Origin of the sequence: Micromonospora sp. NPDC093243 (assembly GCF_044753725.1) — a bacterium.
Taxonomy (GTDB): domain Bacteria; phylum Actinomycetota; class Actinomycetes; order Mycobacteriales; family Micromonosporaceae; genus Micromonospora.
This window is the reverse complement of sequence record NZ_JBIVNT010000001.1, coordinates 167,372-180,236: the sequence shown is the minus strand read 5'-3', so window position 1 is coordinate 180,236 and position 12,865 is coordinate 167,372. Positions and strand designations below refer to the sequence as shown.

Sequence of the window (12,865 nt, the reverse complement as noted above, 5' to 3'; positions counted from 1 at the left end):
GCCCCTGAACAAGGAAAGGCCATCCGGCGCGATATCGCATCTCGAAAACGGGCCAAGGTGACGGACGACACCTGACAGTCCCGTCCGGGCGCAGACCGGCCGTTTTCCGGGCGCCGGCTGAAAGGATGGATTGGCCGAACCGGGGGCGGGGCATTACCGCCGTACGCACTGTCCGGCCCGCCGTCCGGTGCGCTCATGATGCGGTGCGCTCATGATCAGAACCGAAGGAGCGACATGCAGGTCTGGCCGGGCGAGCGCTACCCCCTCGGCGCCACGTACGACGGAATGGGTACCAACTTCGCCATCTTCTCCGAGGTGGCGGAGAAGATCGAACTCTGTCTCTTCGACGAGTGGGATACCGGCGCCGAGCTGCGGGTCGAGCTGCGCGAGGTGGACGCCTACGTCTGGCACGCGTACCTGCCGGGGATCGAGCCGGGACAGCGCTACGGCTACCGGGTGCACGGCCCCTACGACCCGGCGAACGGGCTGCGCTGCAACCCGAACAAGCTGCTGCTCGACCCGTACGCGAAGGCGGTCGACGGCGACGTGAGCTGGGACCCGGCGGTCTACGACTACGACCTCGGCGACCCGGAGCGGATGTCGGAGACCGACTCGGCGCCGTTCATGCCGAAGTCCGTGGTGGTCAACCCCTACTTCGACTGGGGCAACGACAAGCCGCCGCGCACCCCCTACCACCACTCGGTGATCTACGAGGCGCACGTGCGCGGGCTGACCATGCGCCACCCGGACATCCCCGAGGAGCTGCGCGGCACGTACGCCGGGATCGCCTCCCCGCCGATGATCGAGCACCTCACGAAGCTCGGGGTGACCGCCATCGAGCTGATGCCGGTGCACCAGTTCGTGCACGACCACCGCCTGGTCGACCTGGGGCTGCGCAACTACTGGGGTTACAACACCATCGGCTTCTTCGCCCCGCACCACGGCTACTCCGCGCTCGGCCGGCTCGGCCAGCAGGTACAGGAGTTCCGCGGCATGGTCAAGGCGCTGCACGCCGCCGGCATCGAGGTCATCCTCGACGTGGTCTACAACCACACCGCCGAGGGCAACCACCTCGGGCCGACGCTGAGCTTCAAGGGCGTGGACGCGCCCAGCTACTACCGGCTCTCGGAGGAGGACCGGCGCTACTTCGTCGACTACACCGGCACCGGCAACAGCCTCAACGTGCGCAGCCCGCACTCGCTTCAGCTGATCATGGATTCGCTGCGCTACTGGGTGCAGGAGATGCACGTCGACGGCTTCCGCTTCGACCTCGCCGCCACCCTGGCCCGGGAGTTCTACGAGGTCGACCGGCTCTCCACGTTCTTCGAGGTGGTGCAGCAGGACCCGGTGGTCAGCCAGGTCAAGCTGATCGCCGAGCCGTGGGACGTCGGCCCCGGCGGCTACCAGGTGGGCAACTTCCCGCCGCTGTGGACCGAGTGGAACGGCAAGTACCGCGACACCGTGCGGGACTTCTGGCGCGGCGAGCCGGCCACCCTGGCCGAGTTCGCCTCCCGGATCTCCGGCTCCGCCGACCTCTACCAGGACGACGGGCGGCGCCCCTTCCACAGCATCAACTTCGTCACCGTCCACGACGGGTTCACCCTGCACGACCTGGTGTCGTACAACGACAAGCACAACGAGGCCAACGGCGAGGAGAACCGCGACGGCGAGAGCCACAACCGGTCCTGGAACTGCGGCGTGGAGGGCGACACCGACGACGAGGCGGTGCTCGCGCTGCGCGCCAAGCAACGGCGCAACTTCCTGGCCACCCTGGTGCTGTCGCAGGGCGTGCCGATGATCGGCCACGGCGACGAGCTGGGCCGCAGCCAGCGGGGCAACAACAACGCCTACTGCCAGGACAGCGAGCTGGCCTGGATCGACTGGGAGAACGCCGACTCGCAGCTGCTGGAGTTCGTCCGGACGCTGACCGCGTTCCGGGCCCGGCACCAGGTGTTCCGCCGCCGCCGGTTCTTCACCGGCCTGCCGGTCGGCGGCCGGGAGGTCGACGCCCCGCTGCCCGACCTGGCCTGGTACACCCCGGACGGGCGGGAGATGACCGGCGAAGACTGGGGCAACGACTTCGGCCGCTCGGTGGCGCTCTTCGTCAACGGCGAGGGCATCCGCGAGCGCGGCCAGTACGGCCAGCGCCACCACGACGCCTCGTTCCTGCTCTGCTTCAACGCCCACGACGCGCCGCTGGACTTCACCCTGCCCGGCAGCGAGTACGGCCAGAAGTGGGAACGGGTGATCAGCACCGCCGAACCCGAACCGGGCGACGTCACCGTGATCAGCGCGGGCGGCACCCTGCGGGTGCCGGACCGTTCCCTGGTGGTGCTGGAGAGGACGATCTGACATGGCTGCCACCCCTCAGCCCGACTCGTCGACCCCGACCGGCCCGGTCCGGACCACCTACCGGGTGCAGGTCCGTCCCGGCTTCGACCTGGACGCCACCGCCGGCCTCGCCGGCTACCTCGGCGACCTCGGCGTCAGCCACCTCTACAGCGCGCCGCTGCTCACCGCCACCCCCGGCTCGGCGCACGGCTACGACGTGGTCGACCACCGGGCCGTCAACCCGGAGCTGGGCGGCGAGGCGGGCCGGCAGCGGCTGCTGCGGGCGCTGCGCGCCGCCGGGCTGGGCCTGGTCGTCGACATCGTGCCCAACCACGCCGGGGTGGCCATGCCGGCGGCCAACCCCGCCTGGTGGGACGTGCTGGCCCGGGGCCGCTCCTCGGCGTACGCCGACTGGTTCGACATCGACTGGGACCGGGGCCGGCTGCTGCTGCCGGTGCTGGCCGACGCGCCGGACGCCCTCGACGAGCTCAAGCTGGTCGACGGCGAGCTGCGCTACCACGAGCACCGGTTCCCGGTCGCCGACGGCACCGGCGACGGCAGCCCGCGCGAGGTGCACGACCGGCAGCACTACGAGCTGGTCTCCTGGCGGCGCGGCGACACCGAGCTGACGTACCGCCGGTTCTTCGCCGTCTCCGACCTGGCCGGGCTGCGGGTGGAGGACCCGGCGGTCTTCGCCGCCACCCACGAGCAGATCCTGCGCTGGGCCGCCGCCGGGGAGGTCGACGGCATCCGGGTCGACCACCCCGACGGGCTGCGCGACCCGGCCGGCTACCTGGCCCGGCTGCGCGCCGCCGCGCCGGACCAATGGCTGGTCGTGGAGAAGATTCTCGAGTACGGCGAGGAGCTGCCGGACTGGCCGGTGGACGGCACCACCGGCTACGAGGCCCTCGCGGCGGTCAGCGGGCTCTTCGTCGACCCGGACGCCGAGGGGGACTTCACCGCCCTGGACACCCGGCTGGCCGGGCGGCACACCTCCTGGGAGGACCTCACCCACGCCACCAAGCTGGCCGCCGCCACCCGACTGCTCGCCGCCGAGCTGACCCGGCTGGCCGCGCTCGCCCCCGACGTGCCGTCCGAGGCGGCCCGGGCCGCGCTGGCCGAGTTGGCCGCCGCATTCGCCGTCTACCGGGGCTACCCACCGCACGGCGCCCGGCACCTCGCCGCCGCCCGCGCCGAGGCCGGCCGGCGCCGCCCCGACCTGGCCGGCGCACTGGACGCGGTCACCCGCCGGCTGCGCGACCCCGACGACGAGCTGGCCCGGCGCTTCCCGCAGCTGACCGGGGCGGTGATGGCCAAGGGGGTGGAGGACACCGCCTTCTACCGGTGGAGCCGGTTCGTCGCGCTCAACGAGGTCGGCGGCAGCCCCGCCCACTTCGGGGTGCCGCCGGCGGAGTTCCACCGCTTCGTCGCCGCCCGGCAGGTCCGCTGGCCGGCCGGCATGACGGCGCTCTCCACCCACGACACGAAGCGCAGCGAGGACGTCCGGGCCCGGCTCGCCGTGCTCAGCGAGTTGCCGGAGCAGTGGGCGCAGCGGGTCACCGGGTGGATGGCCGCCGCGGAGCTGCCCGACCCGGCCTTCGCGCACCTGCTGTGGCAGACCGCCGTCGGCGCCTGGCCGATCGAGCGGGAGCGGCTGCACGCGTACGTGGAGAAGGCCGCCCGGGAGGCGTCCACGTCGACCAGCTGGGCCGACCCCGACCCGGCCTTCGAGCGGGCCATGCGCGCGGTGGTCGACCGGATGTACGACGATCCGCGGCTGCACGCCGAGCTGACCGCGTTCGCCGACGAGATCACCCCGGCCGGCTGGTCCAACTCCCTCGGGCAGAAGCTGGTCCAGCTGGCCATGCCCGGGGTGCCGGACGTCTACCAGGGCACCGAGCTGTGGGACAACTCCCTGGTCGACCCGGACAATCGCCGCCCGGTCGACTTCGTCGTACGCCGGGAGCTGTTGACCCGGCTCGACGGCGGCTGGCAGCCGCCGGTCGACGCCCACGGGGCGGCGAAGCTCCTGGTGGTCTCGCGGACGCTGCGGCTGCGCCGCGACCGGTCCGACCTGTTCACCGGCTATCGGCCGGTGCCGGCGCGCGGGCCGGCCGGGCGGCATGCGGTGGCCTTCGATCGCGGCGGCGCGGTCGCGGTCGCCACCCGGCTGCCGCTGCGGCTGGCGCAGTCCGGTGGCTGGCGTGACACGGTCCTGTCGCTTCCCGTTAACAACGTGACCGACCTGTTCACCGGGCGGGTCTACAGTGGCGGGGAGACCTCTCTGGCCGACCTGCTGGCCACCTACCCTGTCGCGCTGCTGGCTCCCACCAACGAGTCCGTGGAGGCTGCGTCATGACCGAGTTCACGGTGTGGGCACCTGAGGCCACCCGGGTCCGACTACGACTGACCGGCGACTCCGACCACGAGATGGCCGCCGGCCCGAACGGCTGGTGGCGGGTGGACGTACCCGACGCCGGGCCCGGCACCGACTACGCCTTCCTGCTCGACGACGACGACCAGCCGCTGCCCGACCCCCGCTCGCCCTGGCAGCCGGCCGGGGTGCACGGGCCGAGCCGGCGCTACGACCACGCCGCGTTCGACTGGACCGACAGCTCGTGGACCGGCCGGCAGCTGCCCGGCAGCGTCCTCTACGAGCTGCACGTCGGCACCTTCACCCCGGAGGGCACCTTCGACGCGGCCATCGACCGCCTCGACCACCTGGTCGAGCTGGGCGTCGACCTGATCGAGCTGCTGCCGGTCAACGCGTTCAACGGCGAGCACAACTGGGGCTACGACGGGGTCTGCTGGTATGCCCCGCACCAGCCCTACGGCGGCCCCGACGGGCTGAAACGCCTGGTCGACGCGGCGCACGGCAAGGGGCTGGGGGTGATCCTCGACGTCGTCTACAACCATTTCGGGCCCTCCGGGGCCTACGCGCCGCGGTTCGGGCCCTACCTCGCCGACCAGAGCAACACCTGGGGCCGCTCGGTCAACCTGGACGGCCCGCACTCCGACGAGGTACGCCGCTACATCATCGACAGCGTGCTGATGTGGCTGCGCGACTACCACGTCGACGGGCTGCGCCTGGACGCCGTGCACGCCCTGCCGGACACCCGGGCGGTGCCGCTGCTGGAGGAGCTGGCGATCGAGGTCGAGTCGCTCGCCACCCACCTCAACCGGCCGCTGTCGCTGATCGCCGAATCCGACCTCAACGACCCGAAACTGATCACCCCCCGTGAGGCGGGCGGCTTCGGCCTGCACGCCCAGTGGAACGACGACGCCCACCACGCGCTGCACACCCTGCTCACCGGCGAGCGGCAGGGCTACTACGGCGACTTCGGCTCGCTGGAAACCCTCGCCGAGGTTCTCACCGGCGCCTTCTTCCACACCGGCACCTGGTCCAGCTTCCGCAACCGCCAGCACGGCCGCCCGGTCGACCGGCAGCGCACCCCCGGCCACCGGTTCGTGGCATACCTGCAGAACCACGACCAGATCGGCAACCGCGCCACCGGCGACCGGATCTCGGCTTCGCTCTCGCCTTCTCTGCTGCGGGTGGGGGCTGTCCTTCTGCTCACCGCGCCCTTCACCCCGATGCTGTTCATGGGGGAGGAGTGGGCGGCTTCGACGCCCTGGCAGTTCTTCACCTCGCATCCCGAGCCGGAGCTGGCTACCGCGGTGGCCACCGGGCGGCGGCGGGAGTTCGCCGCGCACGGCTGGCCGGAGGGGGACGTGCCGGACCCGCAGGACCCGCAGACGTACCTGCGGTCGCGGCTGGACTGGGCAGAGCTGGACAAGCCCGAACACCGGGAGATGCTCGACTTCTACCGGCGGCTGATCGCCCTCCGCAAGAGCCGGGCTGACCTGTCCGACCCGCGGCTGAACAGCGTCGAGGTGCGGCACGGCGACCAGTTCCTGCTGATGCGGCGCGGCGACACGCTGGTGGTGGCGAACCTCGCCGGTCGGGCGCAAGGGATCTCGTTGCCGGGGGTGGCGCGGCGGGTACTGCTGGCCACGGGGGAGGGCGTCACGGTGATGCGGGACCGGATCGAGCTACCGGCCGAGACGGCGGCGATCGTGGCGCTGTGAGGTCGAGGTCGATGCGCTTGGTAGGAGGATGGACGCGGATCGCGGCATGGGCGCCCGGCTGAGTTCAGTCCGGCCAGGTTGCCCTGCGCCCGCCTAAACGGTCATTTGCCAGCGACACGGCGAGGATTTGGCTACGTCTGTTATGCCTCGGCGACCCGGCCAACGACGTAATCGTATTTTTGCTCCCGGTTGTCGAATGCCTCGCGAGTTCCTTCCAGAACATCGATGGTGTGTCCACCGATGATCCGCTGGGCGAGCGAACCGGAAGTGTATCGGAAGGATCCGTCCGCGTATGTTGCGGCAACCAACTGGTCGGCATCGCCGACGATGGCCAGATTCGGATTGTGCGTTACGGCGACCACCTGTCGGCGCGCGAGAGCGCTGCGAAGGGCAGGGATCAACAGATTGCGTACGGTCTGGTTGTCGAGGTTTTCCTCCGGCTGGTCCAGCAGGAGCGGGCGATCCGAGGTATCCACTAGTAGGTAGAACATCAGCAAGACAAGGCCACGCTGACCCGGCGAAAGTTCCGACAGTTCATGCCCGGCGGATCGGATCACATACTGACCTTCAAGCCAGCGCAGGCCATATATCGCCGACAACAGGTCCGCCGCCTTATAGGCCGACCGCATGATCGAGGACAGCATTCTTGGCCGGCCGCCGCTGGCACCTTTAGCAGCGGTAAGCCTAGCTTCGATCGCTGACAACGACGCATATAAGGCGTCAGCCGAACCAAGATCAGCCCCATCTAGGAGCAGGTCACGGTCCCCCGAATCAACAACCTCGGGAAATTCGGACAGCCGCTGCTTGTTTACCATCTCAACCCACGACTTCAGGAAATCCCTTGCGCGCAGCTCCACGCCGAACTCTAGGCCCACCTGTTGGCAGAGCTCGCTGCCCGCGACAAACTCGGTTGCTCCGCCGTACGCTGCCCGCTGGACAGCGAAAATGGCCATCGACGCTTGGTGCACCTCACGAAAAGAAGCCTCAAGCCGACTCCGCGCGGCGGCGTGCTGTTCCGGGATCGAGTCACGTTGAGACACAAGAGCCTGCAGCCCCAGCATCGAATCAACGTTTCCCGCGTCGCCGATCAGATGCGATCGCCGCAGCTCTAGATCGGCGAGTGTGGTTAGGTCAGCCTCTGTGCCGACAGAGTGCTCCAAGAGCTCTCGCTCAACGTCCAGGATTTCCGTGCTCGCGCGTTCAGCCCGCGCGTTAAGCCCCTCCACCGGGTCTGACAGCTGGCTCTGTCGCATTTTCGTTTGATCGTCGATGTTCCGAATGAGCCCGTCGATAATCTGTTCGGCAATTGACATCTCGAAGAACGCGGAAGGGGCAGTCCCGAGCACTTCAGCAAGATCACGAGCATGTCCGGAGGTAATCCCGACAGCGTCCGCCAAGCGCTGACGAAGGTCGGCGGCATTCCTAAGCCGTTCCGTCGACTCGGCGACCACACGCGTCGTCTCCTGGATTTCGTGAGCAAGTTCGTCACGGCGGCGAATAGCATCGTCGCGGCGCGCCGAGAGCGCTTCCGTGGCTGCACCCGCGACCCGGTGTCGCTCGTCGAGCGAGGCCTTGAGAATCAAGACTTGCGCTTCAATTTCGGCAATCTGCTCCTGAATGGCCGCCAGGCGTCCATCCAGGTTTAGCGCTAGGAGGCGCTCTTGGGCGGACTCCATGTCGATCAAGGCGGCGGCCGCTGCCTGAAGGCGACCGCGCGCGGCCGCGAGCTTTTCCTTCGGGTACTTTGACTGCCGATCGACAAAGTCGCGCAGCGAGACCGAGTCCCCGCGGTCGGAAGCCGGCACGTGACGAAAGACGACCTGCTCAATCTCCCGTTCGAACTGCCGCTTCTCGACGCTGTCAGGATCCGCCGAGCAGACGCGCTCGATGAGGGACTGCGGCAGGTAGTCGACGCGGACCTGCTCACTCGCCACAAAAGGCTCATCCAGTGAGATCCTGCGTGATGTGCCGTCGCACCAATTCAAAGTGGCGTCGTACTCGCGTGCCTCGCGGCCCTTGTTGTGCAGGAACCGAGTCTCTTTCAAGAAAGAGAAATCCTCCCGGCGGTCACTGTTAGCTGCGGCAGCGATTACATCTAGCAGTGCAGACTTACCCTGACCCTTGTTGCCCAACACTACAGTGAACCCGGGATTCAATGGCACCTTGCAGTCGAAGAGGGAAGGTCCGGCCGAATCAATGTTCCTTCGAACTGCAATCGCATCGACAATCGTCTCAGGCTTGGTGGCCAGCCGATGCAAGGCCGTTGGCCGCCGGTCAACCGTAACGCGATGATCGTACTCACGCAACGCATGACGGAGACCCTTGAAGGTCGGGTCAGCATTGATCCAGGTAAAACAGTTCCCGAGGCGATCCTTCTCCGTGCTAGTCATCCAGGTGTGTGCATCGCTGCAGTCGATCAGCTTGCTGTTTACCCGGTGGTTTATCAGGGCATCACGGCCGGCCGTGAATTCCTCCCGGTTGGCCGCAGCGGTGAACACCGCATCAGCAGCGTTCAACAACGTCTTTTTGGTCGCAATCGACTGATCATTCCACTTCAGCGAGGCCCACTCCGTCTTGCCGACAGCCAGGATCACTCGTGATTCAAGCACCGAGTTCCGCCGCACGGCCTCAACGGCACGCTCGAACGGTACGCAGATATTGTTGAAGCCCTCCTCCCGGTCGCTGCCGAAGTGTGCCAGCTCGGATGTCGGGACCTGACCCTTAATCTTCGCGCCTAGGCTCTCCATCGACTCTAGGCTCACCGCCTGGCTCCACTCGTCGTAAGGATCATCCTCTCGGAGCCTGTAGGTTGGTCGTAGCGCACCAATCAGCTGCGTCTTAATCACTTCAACGTGCAACGTCGGATCACAGATGAAGTGAAGATTGATCCGACGCAACCGTCCATCGGTACCACCGAAGTTGTCGCAACGGATTTCCATAACCGGAAAGACGGCGGCCAAGTTTGGCAGGCGACCGGAATCGAACTCCTGCCGCACGCGCACGTAGCCGTCGAGGAACCAGTAGTCGTTGATTCCGACAACGCTGAGTTCCGGCGGCAGCGCAGCCAGCTCGGTTAGGAACCTGTCCCAAGGGTCCGCGCCGCTGTAGCCGTGGTGCAGGGAGTCAGGCGTGTGTACATGCAGGTCCCACATCCGCCACTCGGTCCCACGCTCAAACAATGCAGCTAGTCCATTCGCCGATGCAGCCGCCGGCCGCTAAGATCTCATCACATACGTGACGGCTTTGTACCACCCCCTGAAGGGCACGGGCGGGCAATGTCCGATTCAGGCCTTATGCGCGTGTTGCCCGAACTGGCTGCGCCGATGGCCGTAAGGGCTCGACGGATTAGCACGCGCTCATCGGCAGATCCGGAAGCCGTGCGGTGCGTCGCATGCAGGCCCTCCGTCGCGGCTCGCCACGCACCCGGCGACCGTAGTCAACTCTGACGCTGCGGCATACATGTGCGAGTGCGCGGGGCCGCGCTTCTCGGCACTCAGCGTCATCGCCTGGACGCGCTGTCGGTGTACCGTCCAATCGTGCGGGGATGGCAGGCCGTGGCCGCTGTCCCAGTCCTCTACCTGGAAGTGGGCGAAGGCATGGTGAAGAAGCCGGACACCATCGGGGCCGGGATCCGGTACTAGCAGGATGCGCCGTGGCGCAAGGACTCAGGCCGTCCTCGCTGGGCTGGCCGGTGTCACTCAGTCCTACGCGTCGCAGGTCGAGTCGGGTCGGGTCGGGTCGGGTCGGAAGACCATTGACCGTCGCTCCACTCTCGTCGCCCTCGCTGCTGCGCTCCATGTCACGGTGGCCGACCTGCTCGGCCAGGGCACCGAGTCCGGCGATCCGGCCCGCGAGAGTGCCGCCGAGTGCATAAAGGCGATCTGGTCGGCCCTTCGGTGTCCCGGCGACCGCCGTCCGCCAGGGCGCGACCGAGGTCAAGCCAGTAGGACTGCTGGCGGATGGACGCCGCGAGACCCTGCGGTCGCACAGTCCGGGACAGTTCGATCACCCGCCCGGATTCGCCCTGCTCCGCCGCGACCCTCGACCTACACAGCCGACCGGCTGGCCACTGAGATCGCCCGTAGCGATCGCGGGCGAGTGGGTTGAGAGCAAACGGCACCGGCGCGGCCCGCTCGGCCTGCACGAACGCGGCCAGCGCTACGGCAGATGCTGGGTCAGCTTCACCTCTCGGCGGCGTTGACGTCGACGGTCAGTGGTCGCCTGGATGTCGCATGCGATCATCTCGCCGAGGCGAAGAGCTGGGGACAAGGTCGAGCGGGGCGTCCGTCCCCTGGAGGTACTCGGTGATCCAGGAACTGGTACCCGCGCCACAACGCGTCCAGCAAATGCCCGGCACGTGTAGATGTGATCGCCAACGGGTCGCCCCCGTTGGCCGGACTGTCCGGCAGGCGCAGATCCAACTCCTGCTGCCCCGCGGCCAGCCGCTGCCGCCTTGAGTAGCTCCACGTCCGCGTCCGTGTGCGCGGACCCGATGTGCTCGATGTCCCGCGATCCCCGGCGCTGGGAATGCACGACCTGCACCGCCCGCGCCCCAGACGCCGTCTTCACCGTCCGCACGTACGCCATGACCGACACGACAAAACCCGCTGAATTTTGTGTGCTGATCTTACGCGTTAGCCCGGCGGAGGCGTTCGGCTGCCTGCGCCCGCAGCGCTTCGGCGCCCGCCGGGTGCCACCGCACAGTGCCATCTCCCGAGCGTTGTACGCAGCCATCCACAAGCTGGCCGCCCATGCGATCTCCAGCTCCACGGCCGTGAACAAGCGCCCTCGAATGTCTTGATAAGCCGCCAGGAACGCCTCGGAGCTTTCGATCGGCGCCAGCGTGGGCGGTCCGGAACTGGCGAACGACCCGCTCGCCGCTCCCACCAGCGCCGCCTCCGGCTGCCACGCCAGGCTGTCCCAGTCGTGCACCGCCCACACCTGCCGACCATGCCACCGCAGGTTCTGCGCCTCGAAGTCGGCGTGGCCGAGCACGCACGGCAAGCCGGCGGCCAGCAGCCGCCCCCGGGCCCGCTCAGCCGTCTCAACGATGTGCGCGGACACGACACTCTGGTCCCGGCTGTCGAGAAAGTCGCTCGCCGGCCACACCCCAGAATCGGTGTGGTCCCACCGCACCCAGGGCGGATTCGGAAGCGGCGGCACGACGCGCACGCCGGCAAGTACGCCCATCAGCCGGGCGAACACCTCCGCGCAGCGCACAGCAACGTCCGGGCAGTCCCCGTGCAACACCTCGCCGCCGGGCCGCAATTCCTCGGCGTGCACGGCCAGTGCACCGACATCGACCACCGGCGTGAGCGGCCGGGCACACGGAAACCCGCGCTCGGCCAGCCGGGCCTGTGCCGCGACACACGCCGAGGCCCGGCCGCCGTCGGCGCGCGCCTTGACCACGACGTCCCTGCCACCGACCAACCGCAGACCGAACACCATCGAGACCTGTCGCGACTGGAACAGCATGCCGGCCGGATCTCCGCCCAGTTGGTCAAGACACCAAGCCGGCAACCAGTCCGGCAGCTCGTCCAACGACACACTCAGGACTGTGTCATAGCCCACCGAACGCACCGGAGGCGTGATCGTCTGCTGGACGAGGACCGAACCTCCGTGACGATCCGCCCTGCCACACATCGCCCGATGCAGTGCCGCAGTCATCACCGACCCGCACCTGTGGCAGCTCCAGTAATTCAACGACCTGGCTTAGTGGGCAGTTTCTGCTCTCGCGAACCCGAAACATGCAGGTCACAGCCTCAAGCCGGCCAGAACCCAGAATGGTGTCTCAAGTTGGCAGGTGGTAGGCCCAACCACCATCTGCCCTCGGGCAGCCCGATCGGCCACGGACGAGTCGATCTATACGCCGGACTGCCGGCATGAAGTCTGGGGTGTGGCCGCAGACCCATAGCCTACTGAACGGTCAGGTTCGGCGGGACAGCTGAGCCGCCCGCAAGGTAACCCGGGGCGTGTCGGCTTCGCGCGTGTATCGCTGAGCGGACCCTTGGAGCAACACCGCGGGGAAGGCGCTGCGTGGCGTCCCCCGCCGAGAAGAAGCCAACATCCTCCAACTCCTGTCCGGACAACTCGAATCCGTCGAGGCCGGTGATGGTCCCGCAGTCGAAAGTGAAGCTGATGATCGCGCGTGGTCGTTGCCCGGCGGGCGGCGCCCAGTCCACGACTAGGAGGTCACCCACCACGACATCGACCCCCAACTCCTCTCGGACCTCGCGGGCGCAGGCATCATGCGGGTATTCGCCCTCGTCCACGTAGCCGCCGGGGAAAGCCCAGTGGTCGCGGTACGTGGGCTTGACGAGCAGCACGTTGCCGGCTGGGTCAGTGATGAACGCCGCGGCGGCGGCGTAGAAGGAAGCCAGGTTGGCGTACCAGATGGCGGGCTCCGTCCAGGTCACCTTGGTGACGCTAGCGGATGTGTCTCGAT

At 68.0% G+C, this 12,865-nt stretch carries 6 protein-coding genes; 3 read left to right on the top strand and 3 right to left on the bottom strand.

Annotation, left to right across the window (positions count from 1 at the left end; genetic code table 11):
- Positions 1 to 234: 234 nt before the first annotated feature.
- Genes glgX through treZ form a run of 3 tightly spaced genes read left to right on the top strand, consistent with a single transcriptional unit; the run spans position 235 to position 6,420 of the window.
- A complete protein-coding gene (gene glgX, locus ACIP9D_RS00870) occupies positions 235 to 2,352 on the top strand; it encodes a glycogen debranching protein GlgX (protein ID WP_350876634.1) in 2,118 nt (705 codons plus the stop codon).
- A gap of 1 nt (position 2,353) precedes the next feature.
- The gene (gene treY, locus ACIP9D_RS00865) at positions 2,354 to 4,690 is read left to right on the top strand and encodes a malto-oligosyltrehalose synthase (RefSeq protein ID WP_350876632.1); all 2,337 of its coding nucleotides are present in this window, start codon (positions 2,354 to 2,356) and stop codon (positions 4,688 to 4,690) included.
- Positions 4,687 to 6,420 (top strand): malto-oligosyltrehalose trehalohydrolase, encoded by a 1,734-nt coding sequence (gene treZ, locus ACIP9D_RS00860; RefSeq protein WP_350876630.1) that lies wholly within the window; start codon positions 4,687 to 4,689, stop codon positions 6,418 to 6,420. The genes treY and treZ overlap by 4 nt, the downstream gene beginning before the upstream one ends.
- Positions 6,421 to 6,560: 140 nt before the next feature.
- On the opposite strand, the gene ACIP9D_RS00855 is transcribed toward treZ, so the two are convergent.
- The 3 genes from ACIP9D_RS00855 to ACIP9D_RS00845 form a co-directional block, all read right to left on the bottom strand.
- On the bottom strand, positions 6,561 to 9,599 hold the full coding sequence (locus tag ACIP9D_RS00855) for a TrlF family AAA-like ATPase (RefSeq protein ID WP_350876628.1): 3,039 nt from the start codon (positions 9,597 to 9,599) through the stop codon (positions 6,561 to 6,563).
- A 979-nt stretch (positions 9,600 to 10,578) separates the two neighbouring features.
- Positions 10,579 to 12,087 (bottom strand): hypothetical protein, encoded by a 1,509-nt coding sequence (locus ACIP9D_RS00850; protein WP_350876626.1) that lies wholly within the window; start codon positions 12,085 to 12,087, stop codon positions 10,579 to 10,581.
- A gap of 248 nt (positions 12,088 to 12,335) precedes the next feature.
- Positions 12,336 to 12,836: an NUDIX hydrolase gene (locus tag ACIP9D_RS00845; RefSeq protein WP_350876624.1), complete on the bottom strand. Its 501-nt coding sequence runs from the start codon at positions 12,834 to 12,836 to the stop codon at positions 12,336 to 12,338.
- Positions 12,837 to 12,865: the final 29 nt, after the last annotated feature.